This is a genomic window from Flavobacterium arundinis (genome assembly GCF_038289855.1).
In the GTDB taxonomy this organism is placed as follows: Bacteria; Bacteroidota; Bacteroidia; order Flavobacteriales; family Flavobacteriaceae; genus Flavobacterium; species Flavobacterium arundinis.
The window spans coordinates 438604-458846 of record NZ_JBBYHR010000002.1 but is presented as its reverse complement, the minus strand read 5'-3'; the positions used below and the strand labels follow the sequence as shown (position 1 = coordinate 458846).

15 protein-coding genes are annotated in these 20243 nt (G+C 44.4%); 10 read left to right on the top strand and 5 right to left on the bottom strand.

Annotated elements, in window-relative coordinates; genetic code table 11:
• Nucleotide 1: 1 nt before the first annotated feature.
• A complete protein-coding gene (locus AAEO56_RS05140) occupies nt 2–1327 on the top strand; it encodes a TolC family protein (protein WP_341695952.1) in 1326 nt (441 codons plus the stop codon).
• A 52-nt stretch (nt 1328–1379) separates the two neighbouring features.
• Here AAEO56_RS05140 and AAEO56_RS05135 read toward each other — a convergent pair whose 3' ends face one another.
• Complete coding sequence (locus tag AAEO56_RS05135; RefSeq protein WP_341695951.1) at nt 1380–2969, bottom strand: hypothetical protein; 1590 nt, start codon at nt 2967–2969, stop codon at nt 1380–1382.
• A gap of 384 nt (nt 2970–3353) precedes the next feature.
• Between AAEO56_RS05135 and AAEO56_RS05130 the strand changes: the two genes are divergently transcribed.
• The 6 genes from AAEO56_RS05130 (at nt 3354) to clpX (ending at nt 10125) form a co-directional block, all read left to right on the top strand.
• Nucleotides 3354–4601 carry an OmpP1/FadL family transporter gene (locus AAEO56_RS05130; RefSeq protein ID WP_341695950.1) on the top strand — a complete coding sequence of 416 codons (1248 nt, stop codon included), beginning with the start codon at nt 3354–3356 and terminating at the stop codon, nt 4599–4601.
• 10 nt (nt 4602–4611) lie between these two features.
• A complete protein-coding gene (locus tag AAEO56_RS05125) occupies nt 4612–6180 on the top strand; it encodes a G-D-S-L family lipolytic protein (RefSeq protein ID WP_341695949.1) in 1569 nt (522 codons plus the stop codon).
• Between the two features lie 76 nt (nt 6181–6256).
• Nucleotides 6257–6607, top strand: a complete 351-nt coding sequence (locus AAEO56_RS05120) for a phage holin family protein (RefSeq protein WP_341695948.1) — start codon at nt 6257–6259, stop codon at nt 6605–6607.
• A 115-nt stretch (nt 6608–6722) separates the two neighbouring features.
• A complete protein-coding gene (gene tig, locus AAEO56_RS05115) occupies nt 6723–8048 on the top strand; it encodes a trigger factor (protein WP_341695947.1) in 1326 nt (441 codons plus the stop codon).
• Between the two features lie 95 nt (nt 8049–8143).
• Nucleotides 8144–8818 carry an ATP-dependent Clp endopeptidase proteolytic subunit ClpP gene (gene clpP / locus AAEO56_RS05110; protein ID WP_341695946.1) on the top strand — a complete coding sequence of 225 codons (675 nt, stop codon included), beginning with the start codon at nt 8144–8146 and terminating at the stop codon, nt 8816–8818.
• Between the two features lie 74 nt (nt 8819–8892).
• Nucleotides 8893–10125, top strand: a complete 1233-nt coding sequence (clpX, locus tag AAEO56_RS05105; RefSeq protein ID WP_341695945.1) for an ATP-dependent Clp protease ATP-binding subunit ClpX — start codon at nt 8893–8895, stop codon at nt 10123–10125.
• A 110-nt stretch (nt 10126–10235) separates the two neighbouring features.
• On the opposite strand, the gene AAEO56_RS05100 is transcribed toward clpX, so the two are convergent.
• On the bottom strand, nt 10236–10415 hold the full coding sequence (locus AAEO56_RS05100) for a hypothetical protein (RefSeq protein ID WP_341695944.1): 180 nt from the start codon (nt 10413–10415) through the stop codon (nt 10236–10238).
• Between the two features lie 73 nt (nt 10416–10488).
• Complete coding sequence (locus tag AAEO56_RS05095) at nt 10489–12021, bottom strand: GH3 auxin-responsive promoter family protein (protein ID WP_341695943.1); 1533 nt, start codon at nt 12019–12021, stop codon at nt 10489–10491.
• 40 nt (nt 12022–12061) lie between these two features.
• Here AAEO56_RS05095 and AAEO56_RS05090 point away from each other — a divergent pair, with 40 nt between their 5' ends.
• Together AAEO56_RS05090 and AAEO56_RS05085 are read left to right on the top strand one after the other, a co-directional pair.
• Nucleotides 12062–12856, top strand: a complete 795-nt coding sequence (locus AAEO56_RS05090) for a DUF2797 domain-containing protein (RefSeq protein WP_341695942.1) — start codon at nt 12062–12064, stop codon at nt 12854–12856.
• A gap of 106 nt (nt 12857–12962) precedes the next feature.
• Nucleotides 12963–13697: a hypothetical protein gene (locus AAEO56_RS05085; protein ID WP_341695941.1), complete on the top strand. Its 735-nt coding sequence runs from the start codon at nt 12963–12965 to the stop codon at nt 13695–13697.
• Nucleotides 13698–13900: 203 nt separating this feature from the next.
• Here AAEO56_RS05085 and AAEO56_RS05080 read toward each other — a convergent pair whose 3' ends face one another.
• Both AAEO56_RS05080 and sppA read right to left on the bottom strand, forming a co-directional pair.
• Nucleotides 13901–16564: an AsmA-like C-terminal region-containing protein gene (locus AAEO56_RS05080; RefSeq protein WP_341695940.1), complete on the bottom strand. Its 2664-nt coding sequence runs from the start codon at nt 16562–16564 to the stop codon at nt 13901–13903.
• A 131-nt stretch (nt 16565–16695) separates the two neighbouring features.
• Nucleotides 16696–18522, bottom strand: a complete 1827-nt coding sequence (gene sppA / locus AAEO56_RS05075; protein ID WP_407934950.1) for a signal peptide peptidase SppA — start codon at nt 18520–18522, stop codon at nt 16696–16698.
• A 344-nt stretch (nt 18523–18866) separates the two neighbouring features.
• Between sppA and folK the strand changes: the two genes are divergently transcribed.
• Nucleotides 18867–20000: a 2-amino-4-hydroxy-6-hydroxymethyldihydropteridine diphosphokinase gene (gene folK / locus AAEO56_RS05070; RefSeq protein ID WP_341695939.1), complete on the top strand. Its 1134-nt coding sequence runs from the start codon at nt 18867–18869 to the stop codon at nt 19998–20000.
• Nucleotides 20001–20243 lie beyond the last annotated feature (243 nt).

Here is a 20243-nt window from a genome sequence, read left to right as displayed (position 1 = left end):
GATGAGGTTTTTTATTTATATAGCATTTAGCTTATTTACGGTCACATGTGCAGCTCAGGAAGATGCGCCCGTACAACCTTTGTACCCGGTGCTTACCGCCGAGCAGGCTGTAGCAATAGCATTGGAAAACAACTATGACATTAAGCTTGCTGCCAATGACCTGAAGATAGACGAGCAGAATGTCAGCCTTGCCAATGCGGGCCTGCTGCCAAATTTATCAGGAACATTCGGGCAGAATAACAGTCTGCAAAACTCAAGGCAGGTGCGGACGGACGGTACCGTACAGGCACAGGACAATGCCCGCAATAACAGTCTGAACTATGGCGTAAACCTGGGCTGGACTATTTTTGACGGCTTCAGGATGTTTGCGCGCTATGACCAGTTGCAGGAACTCGAAAAACTAGGAAGTACCGAACTGAAATTCACAGTACTCACTAAAGTAAGCGATGTCATGACAACTTACTACGACCTTGTACAGCAGCAACAAACCCTGAAAGCCCTTGATACCGCTGTGGTAATATCAAATCAACGGGTGACCCTTGCCAATAACCGCTTTACAATTGGGAAGGCTGCCAAGCTGGAAGTGCTTAATGCGCAGGTGGACCTTAATACCGATAAGACAAACTACCTCCGCCAAAAAGAACTGTACGAAAACACAAAAACCTACCTGAACGAACTCATGGCACGCGACCTGACGACGCAATTCCGTGTGGTAGATACCGTTGCTATAGATGATAAACTAAAGCTGGTAGACCTTATGTCATTGGCAGGAAGCCAGAACCCTCAGATACAAATAGCGCTTATTAATAAGCGGGTCGCAGAGCTCAACCTGAAACAGGTGCGGGGAGACCGTTATCCACAGATAGCTGTAACTACGGGTTATGTTTTTAACAAAAGTGAGTCAAGCCTTGGTTTTGCCAGAGAGAATACCGGCAGGGGACTGAGCTATGGCATTTCAGCGAATATCAATCTCTTCAACGGGTTTCTGCAAAAGCGCCGGGAAAATATTGCAAAACTACAAATTGACAGCAGCAAGATTCAGATCGAGCAGCAAACGCAATCCATCAATTCCCAGCTTATATCGGCCTACCAAACCTACCTGACCAATCTCGAACTGGTGCAGCTCGAAGCCCGCAATGTGGAGATCGCAGAGCAAAACCTTGATATCACTATGGAAAAATACCGTATTGGTACCATTACCCAGCTTGAGGTACGTACGGCACAGCTTAATTATGTAAATGCGCTTACACGTAATAATTCGGCACAATACCAGGCTAAGATCTCAGAGGTTACATTGAAGGAACTGGCTGGGAACATTAAGTTTTAATCTTTAATCAACTTACAAGCTTTATGTCTGACTTGTAAAGTCCTGAAAAGAGCTATTTCTTTTTTTTCTCCATCTTTTTACTGGCAATTTTCGCCACCGGCTTCGGTAGTACCGTCTGCGTAAGTCCTTCCTGCACAAATTTCCACAGGAAGTTAAACACCGATTTGTCTTTGGAGCGGTCAACACCAATATGTACTTTCTTAAGCTGCCCTTTGCTATCATTCTTTATAAGCAGGTTCCCAATGGCGCTCACCAGCTTTTTCTTCTTTTTCAGGTCGTCCGTATCATAGATCTCAACTTTCAGGTCGTCATAATTTATCGAAAAATCTCCGGTAGCCCTTTCGCGGTTGCCATTAAATGTAAAGTTGATTTCGTTCAGGTCGCCTGAAGTGGTGACACTCATCAAAGGTTTAGAAACAGGATTTACTTCTTCGCTGCGGATATTCTGCAGGTGGCCGGTGATGGTAAATGAGTCGCTGGTATCAAGTGTGTTGAATGACCATTTCACTTTCAGGGGTGTCGACTTCATAAACAGGCACTGCACATCTATAGTGGTTACAGGCAGCTTTTCTTTGCGCACAGGGCTGTAAATATTGGAAACAGTGGCGTAGAATTTCGAGAATGATACTTTGGCAGGCGGTCTCTTAAAGTCAATTTGCTCCTCATAGGTAATCACCGAATTTTTCAGCAGCAGCTTATCGACCCTGAGGTCAAATTTCAGGCCGCGAAGCATTTCGCTGTATAGCTTTTTTCGTGTCGGGTCGTCTTTAGGCAGTTTGTTCCGGTAAATGTTGGCATTCACTTTTTCGAGAACCATTTCCGGCGAATGCACATAGAGCGTGTCGTTAATGAAACCCCAGTCGGCATTAGGCACATTTATCTTTTCGGCAACAATAGCAAACTGGTCTTTTTCTTTCGGCATCATTTTCGTGAACTGTACGCGGTCCTGCTTGGGCACCAGCTTAAAATTGGTTATCGCGATGGCGCTGTCAGACGAGGTGAATTTATCGGCAGTGATGTTATAAAAGCCATCTACCCTGTAAAAAAGGCTGTCGCAGGAAAATTTGTAATCACGGTACCGTACCGGTATATTCTCATCCAGGGTAACACTGTCTATCTTTATATTGAAAAGCTCAAAATTAATATCAGAAGCTTTTAGCGTATAACCTTTCAGCGTGTCGAGCATCCTGAAGTTGCCATGCCGTATCTCTACACTGCCAGTAGTTATAGCATTTTTAAAAGGCTTCAGGTCTTCGTTGGGGTTATATTTCTTTTTTCGCGGGTATAGGGTTACATCAGGGGTATCAATAATTACCTTTTTTACTTTGATACGGTTGTCTTTTAGCAATGCCCACAAATTGAATCGCTCAACAGAAATTGATTTTATCTTTCCGTAAGCGCCCTCCTGTAATTTTGCCTCAAGGCTGTCTTTGGGGGCTATGTAGGCATTCTTCATTGTAAAGCTGCCGCTCAGGAGGTCTACGTCCAGGTCTTCATAACTTACATTGTAGGGGAAATCCTTTTCATTCCGGATGATCGAGGGGAGCTTTTGGCTTATCCAGTAACTCACGCCGTAACTGCCCACAATAACGAGCAGGAGTAGCGCGAGGATGCCTATAGCTATTTTTTTTAAAGTCTTCATTCTTTTGGGATTATGATGTAATGTACTACAATAACGGCGCACACCGAAGCGATTTATGTTTTAATTAACCTCATCCATGATTGCACAATTTTTTAATAAAAGTGATTCATATCATATAAGCGTTAATGCCATCCCGTTATTTTTGCGCTGGGCCTCAGCAGGTAGCTAATTCAAAGTGCGGGACCTGCTATGGGTTACAGGGTAGATGTTATAAATTGCTTTACAATATATTTACTGCGGGATTTTCAAAAATAGCATCTTTTTATTGCTAAATAAATTATTATGAATGCATAATAATTTTAAGCAAATTCTTGTACAATCCATAAAATATCATAAATTTGATATAAGATTATTAACAACGAGAACTAACACTTTAATTTAACTATGAGAAAATTATTATCCTTAGCTATGATGGCTTGTGCTGCTACGTCTGCCTTTGCGGGCGGATACCGCGTTAGCCTTCAGGGACAGAAGCAGCTGGGCATGGGTCATACGGGCGTAGCTGTGGTAAACAGTGCGGAAGTATTGTTTTTCAACCCGGCCGGTGCGGTATTCCTTAAAGACCGTTTCAGTGTTTCGGTAGGTGCCAATGCACTTTTCGCCAGAACAAAATTCCAGAATGAACAATACAACTGGAAAGCCTCTACTTCGAATACCGGTACACCGTTCAGCCTGTACGCCTCGTACAAGGCAATGGACTGGCTCGCGCTTGGAGTTGCAGTGTACACCCCTTACGGCAGCGCCGTGGAATGGAACAAAGACTGGGAAGGCTCACACCTTGTAAATAATATCGACCTTGAGGCTATTTATATCCAGCCTATCGCGTCAATAAAGGTAAATGATAAATTCAGTATCGGCGGTGGCCCTATATATGTAACGGGTGGTGTGGAACTGAACAGGAACCTTACCCGAAGCCTTACCGACGAGCAGGGAAACAGGTCGGACATTACCATAAAAGCACAAAATGTTACTGCATGGGGATGGAGCGCAGGCTTTATGTTTAACCCGACCGATAAAATAAGGCTTGGGGTTAACTACCGTTCTGAGATCACAATGAAAGCGCGCGGCGGCGATGCTACCTTCAGCGACCTTCCGGCCTTTGCGCAGGGAATTTATACCAATACAAAATTTAATGCCAACCTTCCGCTTCCTGCAGAGCTTACTGCCGGTTTCTCCGTAGAGCTTACCGACAAATGGCTTGTTGCTTTTGATTACAACAGGGCGTTTTGGAATGTTTACAAATCCCTAAATGTAGATTTTGCAAGCGGCATACCATCATCAATAAACCCACGTAATTACAAAGACGCAAGTACTTTCAGGGTAGGTACGCAGTTCAAGCCTAATGATAAAATTGCTTTACGTGCCGGATGGTACTATGACGAAAGCCCGGTTCAGCAGGGCTATTTCGCACCGGAAACTCCAAGGAACGATTCTATGGGCTTTACCGGAGGCTTTACCTACCAGTTTGCTCCAAAATTTGGTGTCGATGTGTCTTTCCTTTACCTGCGTTTTGCTGAAACCAAATCATCATATGACCATTATACTGAAGATGGAAACCCGAACGTCTCTTTTGGCGGTACTTACAAAAACGTGGTATTCTCTCCGGGTGTTGGTTTAACTTATAGCTTCTAATTAAAATACTATGAAAAATAAAGTAATATACTTAGCAATACTGGCCGCCGGATTCGCATCGTGTGAGCCGGAATTTGACAACGAGGTAACGAACGGCAGCTACAGCGCCGGCGATGCCGATTTCAGCACCTACGTGGCTGTGGGCAACTCGCTTACCGCAGGATATATGGACAATACCGTATCCAGGGTAAGCCAGTCATACTCGTACCCAAGCATACTGGCAAAACAATTTGCAATTGTAGGTGGGGGTGAATTCACGCAGCCTTCTTACGCAGAGGATATAAACAACCTTGGCGGTATTTCGGGAATCCCCGGGTTTCCCACAAGGCTTGTGATCGATGCTTCAGCCGGCGGGCCGGAACCGATAGCGGGAACTTCTACCGTAACCTTAACGCCGCAGGCAATGGCCTTTAACAACATGGGCGTTCCGGGGGCAAAATCCTTCCACCTCCTTGCACCGGGATACGGTAACCCTGCGGGGCTTACAACAGGGCAGGCGAATCCGTACTATGTGCGCTTTGCAATGTCGCCTACTTCAACCGTGTTGGGCGATGCGATGTCTAAAAACCCGACGTTCTTCACCAACTGGATAGGCTCTAACGATGTGCTTGCTTACGCAACTTCGGGTGGGGTAGGTGTAGACCAGAACGGTAACACGAACCCTGCTACCTATGGTTTCAACGATATTACAGACCGTAACGTTTTTGCAAGCGTTTACGCTACGATCATTAATACCCTTACATCAAATGGAGCTAAAGGTGTTGTCGCTACAATACCGAATGTTACAGCTATTCCGTTCTTTACTACAGTGCCTTATAACCCGCTTACGGCTTCGGCAATAGGTGGTGGCGATGAGGCTGTGGGAACAGCAACGATCAACCAGCTTAATGCATCGCTTTTAGGCCCGGTTAAGCAGGTGCTTACAGCATATGGGCAGGGTAACAGGATACAGCTTCTTTCTTTGACAGAACCAAATCCGCTTCTTATTAAGGATGAAACGCTTGCCAACATGTCGGCACAGCTTACAGGTGCGCTTACACAGGCTGGAGTACCTGCACAGCAGGCAGCGTTGATAGGCGCTATTTTCGGCCAGGCAAGGCACGCGACAGCGACTGACCTTGTACTGCTAACTACAAGGACGGTAATAGGCACAGCGCCTTCAAGCCCTATGGCGATCGCACCACTCAATAAATATGGCGTAACATTCCCACTTGACGACCAGCATATATTGACAGCAAGCGAAGTTACAATTGTTAATAATGCTACTACGGCATTCAATAACAGCATCAAAGCGATTGCAGCAACTAAAGATCTTGCTGTGGCAGATATGAATATGATCATGAACCAGCTGATATCAGGTCTAAGGTTAGATGACGGTACTATTTATACGGCCAATTATTTCAGCACGGCGACATTGAGCACAGTAGTATTCTCGCTTGACGGTGTTCACCCGAACGCAAGGGGCTATGCGCTTGTAGCTAATGAGATCATCAAGGTTATCAACGAGCACTACAATTCGAAACTGCCATTGGTGAGCCCTGGAAATTATCCGGGAGCCACAGTACTTCCGTCTAACTAATAGTTATAAAATTTTTCTAAAAAGCGTCCTGGTTCAGGGCGCTTTTTTTTATTTTTACAGTAATTACTTATGGTTTATGAAAACACTTATCAATATCTTTTTCACGACTGTTTTCGTATTGCTGTTGGCACACCTGCTTCCTGGCGTCCGTGTTAATAGCTTTATGACGGCACTGCTTGTAGCATTGGTGCTTGGCCTGCTCAATATTTTTGTAAAGCCGCTGCTCGTGCTATTCACGCTCCCTGCTACGATTTTTACACTCGGGCTTTTCCTGCTGGTTATCAATGCAATTATCATTATGCTTTGCGATGAGCTTGTGCCCGGATTTGAGGTAGATGGCTTCTGGAGGGCGTTACTTTTCAGTTTGGTGCTGTCGTTCTGCCAGTCGTTGGTATCAGGCTTTACGAAAGAAGAAAAGAAGTCGTAGCTTCTCTGTAAAAGTATTTTCACCCTCTTGTGATACAATATTTTAAAAACTTGTATAGGTTGTAAAAAATCAATAATTTTGCAACCCAATATTTTATGGTAAAACACATAGCAGAATGAATATTACAAGAGAGAATAAAGATGCATTAAATGCAGTTGTAACAGTGAATGTTACTAAAGACGATTATAAACAAAAAGTAGATAAAGTTTTACAGGATTACAGGAAAAATGCTTCGATTCCTGGATTCAGGAAAGGTGCGGTACCTATGAGCCTTATCCAGAAACAATACGGCAAGGCAGTTTTGCTTGAAGAAGTAAACAAATTGCTGCAATCATCCCTTAACGATTACCTTGCTAAAGAAAAACTGGATATCCTTGGCAACCCGCTCCCGAAAGTTACGGAAGACTTCAATTGGGATGCTGATGATTTTGCATTCGAATTCGAGCTTGGCCTTGCACCGTCATTCAGTGTAGACCTTGCTGCTAAGAACAAAGTTGTAAAATACAACATTCTTGCCGACGATAAAATGCTCCATGAGCAGATAGAGCGCATCCAGAAGCAATATGGCAAGCTGGTATCTAAAGATAAAGTAGAAGAAGGCGATGATATCGTTGGTACTTTCACCAATGAGGAAAAAGGCATTGAAAACAGGACAACGATCACAACCGATATCTTTAAGGACAAAAAAGCAGCTAAGAAATTCATCGGTAAAAAAGTAGGCGATGTGGTTACAATTGGTACCAAAGGCCTTTTTGACGACGACCACAAGCTTATGGATGTCCTTGCAGTAGGCCATGATGACGTTCACGGTCTTGATGTTGAGGTGAACTTCACTATAGAAGAAATAAATACACACGAGAAAACAGAACTTAACCAGGAGCTTTTCGACAAGCTTTTTGGTGAAGGCAATGTATCGTCTGTAGAAGAACTTAAAGCAAAAATCAAGGAAGATGCAGAGCAGCAGTTTGCACAGCAGGCCGACCAGAAATTCCTTAACGATGTGACCGAATCGCTTATCGAGAATACGAAATTCGACCTTCCTTCTGAATTCCTTACAAAATGGCTTCAGACAGCAGGCGAGACACCACTTACACCGGAGCAGGCGGAAGAAGAATTCAAAAGGTCGGAAAACGGTCTTCGTTACCAGCTTATCGAAGGTAAGGTAATGAGCGAAAATAACCTTCAGCTTACTTTCGAAGAGCTTAAAGCCGCTACAGCTGATGTGATCAAAAAGCAGATGGCACAATTCGGCCAGATGAACCCAACAGATGCTGATGTTGATGGCATCGTGGCAAGGGTGCTTTCGAATAAAGATGAGGTTAAGCGTCTGTCTGAGCAGGTTATGAGTGAAAAATTGATGAACCTTTTCAAAGAAAAAGTAAATTATACAACTAAAGAAGTTACTTATCAGGACTTTATCAAAGAGATGTACGGGGAATAATTCTCGTGAAAAATGAGTATCTTTGAACGTCAGGCTATAATGGCCTGACGTTTTTTCGTTCTTTTAAATAAACTAAAAAATTTTTAAAAAAGACTATGGACTACGGTAAAGAATTTAAAAAATATGCCACGAAACACCACGGTGTGAATAACTTATATTATGATAAGATCGTTGGCCGCGTAACACCAATGAACCTTACGCCTTACATCATGGAGGAGCGCCAGATGAACGTTGCACAGATCGACGTTTTCTCGCGCCTTATGATGGACAGGATCATTTTCCTGGGAACAGGCATAGATGACCAGGTGGCGAATATCGTTCAGGCGCAGCTGCTTTTCCTTGAGAGCACCGATGCTTCCAAAGACATCCAGATCTACATCAACTCACCGGGCGGAAGCGTTTACGCAGGCCTTGGCATGTATGACACGATGCAGTACATCAAGCCTGACGTGGCTACTATCTGTACAGGTATGGCGGCATCTATGGGCGCGGTATTGCTTTGTGCCGGTGCGGCAGGAAAACGTTCGGCATTGCCGCATTCAAGGGTAATGATCCACCAGCCATCGGGCGGCGCACAGGGTGTTGCTACCGATATGGAGATCAACCTTCGCGAAATGCTGAAGCTGAAAGAAGAATTGTACGAGATCATTGCGAAGCACTCTGGCCAGACGTACGAAAAAGTACACAAGGACAGCGAAAGGGATTACTGGATGAAAGCCCCTGAAGCTAAGGAGTATGGAATGATCGATGAGGTACTGATTAGAGAATAAAAAAATAAATTTCTGCGTTATACCAACCTAAGGCGCACATAATGCGTCTTAGGTTATATAAGCAAATACAAACAATGGCTAAAGAAGTATTAGAATGTTCCTTTTGCGGCAGGAAGAAGCCGGAAACCAATCTGCTGATTGCGGGTATAAACGCGCACATCTGCGACCGCTGTATTGAGCAGGCCCACGGTATTGTGCTGGAAGAGCTGCGTCAAAGCGGGTCTACTGCAATGGCCTCCGAACTGGAACTGAAAAAACCAAAAGAAATAAGGGCGTTCCTTGACCAGTATGTTATTGGGCAGGACCAGACCAAAAAAGTATTGTCCGTTGCGGTGTACAACCACTACAAAAGGCTGATGCAGCAACAGGGCGACGATGATGTTGAGATCGAAAAGAGCAACATCCTTATGGCAGGGCAGACGGGTACAGGCAAAACGCTTGTGGCCAAGACCATTGCCCGCATGCTTAACGTGCCGCTTACTATTGTAGATGCTACGGTTTTGACCGAAGCAGGATATGTGGGCGAGGATGTGGAAAGCATACTGACACGCCTTTTGCAGGTGGCCGATTATGATGTGAAGAAAGCCGAACGCGGTATTGTGTTTATCGATGAGATCGACAAGATCGCCCGTAAAAGCGATAACCCGTCAATAACCCGCGATGTATCGGGTGAAGGTGTACAGCAGGCATTGCTGAAGCTCCTTGAAGGTACCGTCGTGAACGTTCCGCCGAAAGGGGGAAGGAAGCACCCCGACCAGAAATTCATTGAGGTAAATACTCAGAATATCCTGTTTATTGCAGGAGGAGCGTTTGATGGTATCGAACGCATTATATCCAAAAGATTGAACCGCCAGGCGGTGGGCTACAGCACTTCACGTAATGTTGACAACATCGATAAAGACAACCTGCTGCAGTACATCATCCCGAAAGACATCAAGGATTTTGGACTGATACCTGAGATCATTGGGCGTATGCCGGTATTAACGCACATGGACCCACTCGACAGGGAAACGCTTCGTGCCATTCTTACAGAGCCTAAAAATGCCCTTGTAAAACAGTATCAAAAGCTATTCGCAATGGACGATGTGGCCCTGACCGTTGAAGACGATGCGTTAGATTATATTGTAGAAAAAGCTTTGGAATATAAGTTGGGTGCAAGGGGACTGCGTTCACTATGTGAAGCAATACTTACCGAAGCGATGTATGAACTTCCGGGATCGGATGAGAAGGAACTGCACATCGACAGGGAGTATGTGGAGCACCATTTGAACAGGACATTGCTGAAGCGTTTGAAAACGGCCTCTTAAGGGAACACGGATAACGCTGATTTAGCGGATGACCACAGATATTTTTATAGATACTGAAGGGCAAATATAAAATAATCAATAAAAAATAGAACATAACAAAAAAGCCATCGTTAAACGGTGGCTTTTGTCTTTTTGGCAATGCCCTCAGCAGGCACTGGAGTCTTTTCTTTTGTTTCGTTCTGCACGATGCAGCGGCGCCTGGAGCAGCCGTAGCGGTGTACCTGTGGGCCGCATGAGGTTAGTAATAATAATCCGGCAGCAGCAAGTGTTAAGAGTGTTTTCCTTTTCATTATATCATTTTCATATATAAATGCAAAGGTAATGCCAAATTTTAAATCACTGTAAATCTATGTGTTAAAGTTTTTATGTGGTGAATGTATCCTCCACCTGCATCGCCTTTAGCTGTTCCAAATAATGGCGCTCGTTTGAAAGTCGTGGTATCTTGTGCTGCCCGCCCAGCTTGTCCTGCTCCTTGAGCCAGTCGTAGAATAGCTTTGGCCTTGCAATATTTAATACAAGCGGATTTAGGGTCATATTGTTGTAGCGCTTGGCCTCATAATCAGAATTCAGTGCCTGCAATGCCTCATCAAGGGTTTTGCGGTAATGCTCGACATCTGCCGGGGCATTCTTAAATTCGATGATCCATTCGTGCGCGCCTTTTTCGCGGCCTTCCATAAATACGGGTGCCACGGTATAATCGATTACTTCGGTTCCGGTCAGGGCGCAGGCTTTCGCAATAGCGTTGTCGGTGTTCTCTACCATCAGCTCTTCGCCAAAAACATTGATATGGTGCTTCGTCCTGCCGGTAACCCGTATTCGGTATGGGTCGATAGACGTAAATCGAATGGTGTCGCCTATCATGTAGCGCCACAGCCCGGCGTTGGTAGTGATCACGATGGCGTAGTTCTTATTCAGTTCCACATCAGCCAGGCGGATGACTTTCTGGTTAGGTGTCCCGAAAGTATCCATCGGGATGAATTCGTAAAAAATACCGTAGTCAAGCATCAGCAGTAATTCATTACTGTCGTTTGAGTCCTGTATTGCAAAAAAGCCTTCGGAAGCGTTGTAGATCTCATAGTACTGGAAATCACTTTTCGGGAGTATTTTTTTATATTGCTCCCGGTAGGGTTCAAAACTCACCCCACCGTGGAAATAGACTTCAAGGTTCGGCCATACCTCCAACAGGTTGCCCTTTCCCGTCTCCTCGAGTACACGGTTCATAAGCACCAGCATCCATGAAGGCACCCCGGCAAAACTCGTTACGTTCTCTACCATGGTTTCTTTCACGATGGCGGCCAGTTTGGTTTCCCATTCGCTCATCAGCGACACTTTGTTGCTCGGCGTACTGCTGAATTCGGCCCATATAGGCATGTTGTCTATAAGGATGGCCGAAAGGTCGCCAAAGAATGTATTGTTATCGGCATATAGCTGCTTGCTGCCGCCCAGCCGAAGGCTCTTTCCGGTAAACAGCTGGGAGTCTTCGTTATTATTAAGGTAGAGGCACAGCAGGTCTTTACTGGCTTTATAATGGCAGTCTTCGAGTGCCTCGGTGCTTACAGGAATGAATTTGGATTTGGCGTTTGTCGTCCCGCTCGATTTTGCAAACCATTTTATCGGCGTAGGCCAGAAAACATTCTGCTCACCCTGACGCGTCTGCTCGATCATAGGCTCCAGGTCTTCGTAGGTCGACACCGGTACCCGTTCGGCGAAAGCCCTGTAATTCTTTACCGAAGAAAACTCATATTTACCACCAATAACGGTGCCTTCCGCATTTCGGATAAGGTTCATGAGCAGTTCTTCCTGCACTTCGTTGGGGTACTTCATGAACAATTCCATTTGGTGGATGCGTTTTTTAAGTATCCAGGAAGCGATCGAATTGATTATCGGCAATGCCATATTTTAGTATCTTTATGCCCATAAAAATACTAAATTTTCCATGCAATACGAAGGTGTTCTCACAAAAATGCAAACTGAGTCCGGCAATCCCATCCAATACTACATGGTGTTTGAAAATAGTTTTTTGAATGTGAACCAGTTATTGGGCAAAGACTTCGAGATCAATTTTATGGGTTTCAGCTGCCTGAACTGCACCAAAAAGAAGAAAATCTACAGGATGGGCTTCTGTTACGATTGTTTTTACAGCATCCCTTCGGCAGGCGACTGGATCATGCGCCCCGAGCTGAGCACCGCACACCTTGATGTCGCCGACCGCGACCTGGAGTTCGAAAAGAAAGTCCAGCTACAGCCGCATGTCGTTTACCTTGCATCATCATCCGATATGAAAGTAGGGGTAACGCGCAAAACACAGGTACCCACACGATGGATCGACCAGGGAGCATCGTTCGCGATCCCACTTATCGAAGTGCCCAACCGCTACCTTGCCGGGATTACAGAAGTCGCCCTGAAAAACCACTTCTCCGACAAGATCAACTGGAAGAAGATGCTGCTCAACGATGTCGCCCCGATTGATCTTGTCGCGCGCCGTAACGAAGTGCAGGAACTCCTGCCGGATGAAGTGCGCGATTATTTTGCCACAACCCCGGAAAAGCTGTATGAACTGCAATACCCCGTTTTGGAATACCCAAAAAAAATAACCAGCCTCAATATTGCTACAACGCCTGTCTATAACGGAAAGCTGGTTGGCATAAAAGGGCAGTACCTAATTTTTGAGGACGGTACCGTATTTAATGTAAGGTCGTATGAGGGTTTTGTGGTGCAGATAAATGTTTGATTTGGTTCTCTGTTGATAAAGGTATAAACTTATATAGTTTTCACGCTATATTATTTATTAATTCAATATTTTAGTAGAAAAGATGTATAAATCTATTAAGACATTTATGAAAGACTTTTGGAGTGTAATGTCAGCAGGTAATCTAGCTGTTTTTTTTGGGATAATAATTGCAGGAATAATTGTGACGTGGTATACAGCATATCAATATTATGATGGTGTTGTTTCGGGACATTTAGCTGACGAAAAAAATGAGCAACTCAGAATTAAGCAAGAGAAAATAATTGAACTACAGAATGAATCACTAAACTTTTATACAGGGACAGTATCCCCAGTGCTTAAATTAGGAATTCTTGACAAAAATCATAATTATATTGAATTGCATAATATGAGTAATTATCCAATTCACGATCTTAATTTAGAATTTTATTACCCAGATCTTATTCGAAAAAAATGCCCGCCAAAAAGTATAAATGGGCGTTTAATCTATGATGAGGAATGTCTCAAGACAACTTCTGTCACTTATACTAGAACATTTAATATACCTCCACAAAGTGCTATAGTTTTAACAGAAATGCCGTTAGTAGTAGGACAAGGGATAAATAACCTCGAAGTTAAAATAATTACAAGAAAAACCAGAGAATTATTGCAACTTGTTGTAATGAAGCAGGGAGATAAAATTACCAGTCAATGTCGAACATATGAATTAGATTCTAAGGGGCACAAACTTATAAGAACAGATATAAATCAACTTGAACTTCCTGAAAATTACTGGAATCAACATTTTTATCCTATTCAATCGGGATTAATAGTTAACCCAAATCATACTGAAAAACTACTATAATACCCGTAAGTGGTTTTCTTCAAATAAAAATATATCTTAAGGCATAATCTGCTTCTTTATAAAGCAAGAGTGAAGCTCGCTCCCCTCTCCTTTGGAGAGGGGGTTGGGGGGTGAGGCCAAAAAAAACACCCGTCAAGTCCTAAACATGACGGGTGCTTTATTAATATGAGTGAGGCTATCAACTGACAACCATCAACCAACAACTATTTTTCGTCTTTCTTCTCCTTCTTCTTGAACAAGCCATTCATCAGCTTGCCTGCGCCTTCTTTGGCCTTGTCCTCCAACTGTTTTTTAACTTCCTCATTTTTAGGCTTTGCAGTCGCAGTAGTATCTTTCGTTGTCGAAGTATTCTTGTTGCCGCCAAGCAGGTTGCTCAACGCTTCCTTGCCTTTATCAATACCCTGGTTCAGGTATTTATCTTTTTGTTGATTTACCAGCTGTGTGGTAAGGCTTGTAACCGATTTGGAAAGGTCGGTACTCACTTTAGGGTTCTTAAAGTTGCCGGTAATGACGGCGTTAACCGGTACGCTGATCTTGCTGCCGTCAGTTTTAAGTGAACTAAGCAGCTTGTTCACCTCGCTGCCAAGGTATTTGGCAGGAACATCGAAGGATACGTTATAATTCATCGTCTGGTCAAAGCCGTGCTGCCCACTTATCTGGATCGGGATGTCCTGGTATTTCAGGGTGATAGGCTTAATATTCACCTTGCCGTTCTCGAAAGTCAGGCCTATTTTTTGGTTCAGGTTCAGCTTTTTCAGGTCGAGGAACTTCAGGTTGCTGGTCACCGCCGTAAGCACTTTGGATTTTTCAGGATTAACGGATGTCGAAAGCAGCTGCCCCAACAGGTCGCCGCTCAGTGTGTTCAGGTTTGGCGTCATTTCCTTAGGGTCAAGGCTTCCGGATAATTTTATGGTCGAATTCAGCTTACCCGTAATAACCTCCGCAATAGGCGCGATAGATTTCAGCATTTCCAACTGCGTGAACGATTGTGTGATATCAACGCTGTTGAGTGAAAGAGCCATATCAAATGTAGGTGTCGCACTCTTGGTAGACACGCTTCCGTTTGCCGCTATAAGCCCCCCGAAGATGGAAGTCTTTAGGTCTTGTAACGTCACCGCTTCGTTTTTTATGATCATTTTTCCGGAGACATCTTTCAGGTTCAGGTTGTCATATACCACAGTGTTGGCTTTGGCTGTAATAGTACAGTCCAGGAATGCCGGAATCTTTACGGCGTCGCTTGTTGTCGTTGTTTTCTTAACTTCTTTGCCGTTCTTTTTAGTAGTGGTCGTTTTCGTGTCAGGAGCCATGAAATCGGCAACTAGCAACTTATTGGAATTCATATTGAAATTCCCCTTCAGCACCTGGTCTTTGAATATAAAGCCGTAAAAGTTATCCAGCGTGCCGGTAACCGAAATATCCGAACCGCCCGTTTTGGCATCAAAGCGGCTAAGTGTAATGCGGCTTGGATTGAAGGCTATATCCGCCTGGTTGATAACGATAGGTTTTGCCATGCCTTCACCGGAATAGTTGAATCCACTCAGGCTTAGGGTACCGTTATTCTGTATTTTTTCATACTGGCTCTTTTCTACAGCCTGCATGTCGAATTTCGTCTCTACATCGGCTTTCAGCATACCTGATAGCGGCATGTCCAGCTTCACGGGGTAGGCTTTCCCGAAATTGGTCAGGTTGATGGTCCCTTTCAGTTTGGCATCTACTAATGGGTTTTCCACAATATTCTTTATACTGGCGCTGGCATCAAAAACGTCCTGGTCAATACGGAACGACAGCTTGTCAAGGTTTACATAAGTATCATTCAGTTGCCCGGTCTCATTAATAATTTTCGTATCGATCACAATATTTTCCACTGATTTCGGAAGGTCAGGATATTTGAACGAAGCATTGTTTGAGGCTATCGCGATATTGAATTTCGGAACGCTATTGTCACCGTTCACGCCATTCACTTTTCCGTTAATAGTAAAGTCACCTTCTGTTTTCACGGCAGCAAGGTTACCCGAATACGCTTCCGGCACCAGGCCCAAAAAGTTCTTAAACGACGAAGTAGGTGTTTTAAAGGTAAGGTCAAACTGTTGGCCGGCTTCCACCATAGCAAGGCTTCCGTTGAATTCTAAAGGCAGTTGGTTGATCATTGCCTTATTGTCCTTAAACGTGTAAATGCTTTTCTCAAGGTCAAGCCCAAGCACCGCATCAAGGCTAAGTGTTACGTTGCGCATGTAGTTGGTCTTGTCCATATCTAGTGTAAGCTTTGCTGTAGTCTTGGTGTCAAGGTCTAGCTTGCTTGCCGCAAAATTTCCTTTGCCGGTATGGTTAAGGCTGTCGATAACCATTTTAATTTTCGAACGCTCATCGTAGTATTTAAAGCGAAGGTTCTCTATTTTATAATCCTGCACATTAAGCGCAAAAGGCTTGCTTTCTTTATCGTCGGAAGGCTTTTCGTCTTTATTTTTTAACGCAATATCAAAGTTGCCCACGCCATCTTTATTGAAAAGGATATTAATAACGCCGTCCTTAGTGCTTAACGATTCTATGTTCATAGCCTCGCCATCACCTTTGAACAGTTCTTTTATAGACATGTCAAGGTTCAGCTCGCCCATATAAACCAGCGTATCGCCTGCAAAAGGAGCTTTATTGATGATGCTTAGCTTATCAACAGTTACATTCGCTTTCGGGAAACTGCTGAAAAGGCTCAGGCTCACATCCTCGAAGGCCACAGTAGCATCCACCTGCTCATTGATAGCCTTAGCGATCATCTCTTTTATCTTGTTCTTAAAAAGGAATGGCGCTGCTGCCAGCGCGATAATGATAACCAGTAGGGTTATCCCGGTCCATTTCAGGATTTTCTTAACCATAATTCAATTTTGTAATATTTGCATTAAAGGTATTGCAACTGCTCCAATATTCAAAAAATAAAATAACCACATAGTTATGTCAGGATAGCTATGTGGTTAAATTTTAAGCAGTCGTATGTATGATAACGCGTTTACCTGATGTTTATTTCATAAGGCATGATCGCCTGTGTTCCCCTCAGCTGGCTCACACGCCTCAGGCGCTCTATCATCTGGTAGTTTTGCTCGCCAACTTCTTCTTTAATGAACTCTTCTTTCGTTTTGGCGAATGGCATCCCGCTAAGGCCGGCAAATAGCTTTTCGAAAGTCATTTCATATTCCGGGAAGTTAACGGTGTTGTACGTTTTTATTTTGGCAAGCTTCGCGGCATATTTTATAGCATCATCCATACCGCCTATCTCGTCTACAAGGCCGTTTTTCAAAGCCTCGCTACCAGTCCATACACGGCCCTGGGCAATAGAATCTACTTCTTCAAAACTCATTTTTCGGCCTGCCGCCACACGGTTTACAAACGTAGTGTAGACCCTTTCGATGCTCTGCTGTATTACCTCGCGGGTATTATCCTGCAATGGCGTAAACAGGCTGTACCCCGATGCATTGCTGTGCGTGCTTACCTGCTCGGTATGTACTCCGATCCTGTTTGAAAGTTCTGAGAAATTTGGCAATACACCAAATACACCTATCGAGCCTGTAATGGTGCCCGGCTCGGCAAATATCCTGTTGGCGTTGCACGAAATATAATACCCACCGGATGCCGCATAGTTACCCATAGATACCACTACCGGTTTTTTCTTTTTGGCTAGCTCAATTTCCCTCCATATAAGCTCTGATGTCAGTGCGCTTCCACCCGGGGAGTTTACGCGGAGCACGATCGCTTTCACGTTGTCATCTTCAAGTGCCGCCTTAAACGATTCCCTCATCGGATCTTCGCCAATGGATGTCAGCCCGCCTTCGCCGCCGGTAATTTCCCCCTGCGCATAAATGATGGCAATATCGTCTTTAGCACCCGACATTAAGCCGTCTAGTGCAGTAGCGTCTACATAATCCAGTATGTCAACTGAGTTGTAATCCTCGTCTTTCTTTACTTTCAGTGCTTTTTTGATGCCGCTGTGGTATTCATCCTCATAGCCTATCTTGTCGATTAGCTTGTTCTCCTTTGCCATTTCAGGCGTACGGCCTTTAAGGTTTTCGGCAATGCTGTTGATGCTGTCTAACGGTATGTTACGGCTTTTCGAAATATCTTCCGACACCGATGCCCAAATAGATGTAAGCATTGCTGTAATTTGCTCCCTGTTGGCAGGGCTCATTTCGTTGGCAAGGAACGGTTCAACCGCGCTTTTGTATTTGCCATGGCGGATCACTTCCATTTTGACGCCTGTTTTTTCCTGTAGGTCCTTAAAGAACATTACCTCAGACGATAATCCTTTGAAATCCACCTCGCCCACAGGGTTCAGGTACAAGGTGTCGGCAACCGAATTTAGATAGTAATCGGTTTGCGTATAATTATCAGAATAGGCTACAACAAATTTGCCCGATTTCTTGAAATCATCCAGTTGGTCCCTTAGCGATTTTATCTGCGCTATACCCAGCGTGGTCATGCCATTGGTTATAGAAATACCTTTGATGCGGTCGTCTTTCTTGGCTGAATTTATAGCTTTCAGAACATCCGACAGGCCTTCGTGGGGCTCAGAATTCAGGAAGCTGTATTCGTCGTTATAAAATGTTCCCGAGTAATCTTCGGTCACTTTGCTCAGGTCAAGCTCTATTACCGAGTTATCTTTTACCTGTACGGTGTTTTTATCACCACCACTGCCCACGGCAATGCCTATGATAAGGATAAATATAAAGAACAGGAAACAGAAAAGGAAAAGGCCTGTAAGCGTGGCCAGCAGCATTTTAAAAAATGAAGGCCCGGTTTTCACGGGTTTATAAGGATAATGCTGATTTGGATTAGTGTCCATAAAAATTAATATTTACTTTTTATATATAAGTAGCAAAAGTAAGCAATATGTTACAAAGCAACAGGGGATAAAAGCATTAGGAGTGTTTAGCCACGAATTACACAAATTTTCACAAATTTTTATTTTGTTTTCGCTAAGTTGAGAGGCAAGTAAATTCAACACTGGCAAATTGGTGGAAATTCGTGTAATTCGTGGCTTATTTTTTATGACGCGTTTACCTTCTTTTTCCTGTGATTACCATATTATGCTCTAAAAGAATTAGTGAAATTAGTGGCTAAGGCTTCCTTCATCAAATTTATCAACAACCGGCAATTGCATTTGAATGTTTGTTTACTTTGCAGCCTATGAGATTCCAAAACACCGCCATCTTATCGCTGGGCAGCAATATGGGCAACAGGCTCGATAACCTGCAATGGGCCATCAACGCCATTCATACTAAAATTGCCACGGTAACAGCCGTTTCGGGTATTTACGAAAACCCGGCTTTCGGCTTTCAAGGTGATGATTTCTACAATTGTGCCATTGCTGTGAATACCTCCAAAACCGCACCGCAATTGCTCAGTGAGTTGCTTGCTGCAGAACTGGAGGGAGGGAGGACCCGCAGCGCTACCGAAAGGCACACTTCCCGTACCATCGATATTGATATTATCTCCTTTAATAGTGAAGTCATTAATGAGGAGCACCTGCACATACCGCATCCGCGGATGCACCTGCGCAATTTTGTATTGTACCCGTTGCGCGACGTGGCACCCGGATGGATGCACCCCGAACTAAAACTGGATGTCAATGCCCTGATAGCACAAAGCGGCGATACCGGCCGGTGCGAATTCGTGATGCAGCTTCCGGCACCGTTGGCAGATTTCCATCCGCATACATTCAATTATATTGCTATAGAAGGGAATATAGGCGCGGGAAAGACCAGCCTTGCCGGTAAAATTTCGGAAGATTTTAATGCCAAGCTGATACTGGAGCGTTTTGCCGACAACCCATTCCTGCCAAAATTCTACAAAGACCAGAGCCGTTACGCGTTTTCTCTCGAAATGTCCTTCCTGGCCGACCGTTACCAGCAACTGACCGACGACCTTGCGCAATTCGACCTGTTCCGCGATTTCGTTGTCGCCGACTACCATATCTTCAAATCGCTTATCTTTTCAAAAGTCACTTTAAGCGAAGACGAATACCGCCTGTACCGCAAACTGTTCGATATCATGTATAAAGAAATGCGCAGGCCGGGACTGTATGTTTACCTCTACCAAAATACCGAAATGCTGCTCCACCATATCAGGCAGCGAGGCCGCAGCTATGAGCAGGACATCAAGGGCGAATACCTCGAAAGCATCAACCAGGGCTACCTCGATTATATCAAATCGCAGGCAGACCTCAACGTACTCATCATCGATGTAACCGACCGCGATTTTGTAAACAAACAGGAAGACTATATCTGGCTTTTGGAACAGATAAACGCAAAAGTAATTTAAGTAATTTGGGCGTGCCGGCTACTCCCGATAGCTATCGGGACTACGCCGTCGGGCCATCCGCTGTATCTGTTTCGTGCCTCCGCAGGATGCCGCTCCTGTCCCTCACGCGGGCCTCACCCCCAGCCCCTCTCCGAAGGAGAGGGGAGAAGCTACACTCAAACCGAATAATAAGTCTGAGTAAGCACGTCTTCGCTCCCCTATCCTTCGGAGAGGGGCTGGGGGTGAGGTCGGTAATAAAACCAT

Bases quoted from the DNA above. Each gene is read 5' to 3' on its own strand.
- AAEO56_RS05090 (WP_341695942.1), top strand. From the start codon at position 12,062: ATGCAATACGAAGGTGTTCTCACAAAAATGCAAACTGAGTCCGGCAAT.
- clpP (WP_341695946.1), top strand. From the start codon at position 8,144: ATGGACTACGGTAAAGAATTTAAAAAATATGCCACGAAACACCACGGT.
- clpX (WP_341695945.1), top strand. From the start codon at position 8,893: ATGGCTAAAGAAGTATTAGAATGTTCCTTTTGCGGCAGGAAGAAGCCG.
- AAEO56_RS05095 (WP_341695943.1), bottom strand. From the start codon at position 12,021: ATGGCATTGCCGATAATCAATTCGATCGCTTCCTGGATACTTAAAAAA.
- AAEO56_RS05135 (WP_341695951.1), bottom strand. From the start codon at position 2,969: ATGAAGACTTTAAAAAAAATAGCTATAGGCATCCTCGCGCTACTCCTG.
- AAEO56_RS05130 (WP_341695950.1), top strand. From the start codon at position 3,354: ATGAGAAAATTATTATCCTTAGCTATGATGGCTTGTGCTGCTACGTCT.
- AAEO56_RS05080 (WP_341695940.1), bottom strand. From the start codon at position 16,564: ATGGTTAAGAAAATCCTGAAATGGACCGGGATAACCCTACTGGTTATC.
- AAEO56_RS05100 (WP_341695944.1), bottom strand. From the start codon at position 10,415: ATGAAAAGGAAAACACTCTTAACACTTGCTGCTGCCGGATTATTATTA.
- folK (WP_341695939.1), top strand. From the start codon at position 18,867: ATGAGATTCCAAAACACCGCCATCTTATCGCTGGGCAGCAATATGGGC.
- AAEO56_RS05085 (WP_341695941.1), top strand. From the start codon at position 12,963: ATGAAAGACTTTTGGAGTGTAATGTCAGCAGGTAATCTAGCTGTTTTT.
- AAEO56_RS05125 (WP_341695949.1), top strand. From the start codon at position 4,612: ATGAAAAATAAAGTAATATACTTAGCAATACTGGCCGCCGGATTCGCA.
- AAEO56_RS05140 (WP_341695952.1), top strand. From the start codon at position 2: ATGAGGTTTTTTATTTATATAGCATTTAGCTTATTTACGGTCACATGT.
- AAEO56_RS05120 (WP_341695948.1), top strand. From the start codon at position 6,257: ATGAAAACACTTATCAATATCTTTTTCACGACTGTTTTCGTATTGCTG.
- sppA (WP_407934950.1), bottom strand. From the start codon at position 18,522: ATGGACACTAATCCAAATCAGCATTATCCTTATAAACCCGTGAAAACC.
- tig (WP_341695947.1), top strand. From the start codon at position 6,723: ATGAATATTACAAGAGAGAATAAAGATGCATTAAATGCAGTTGTAACA.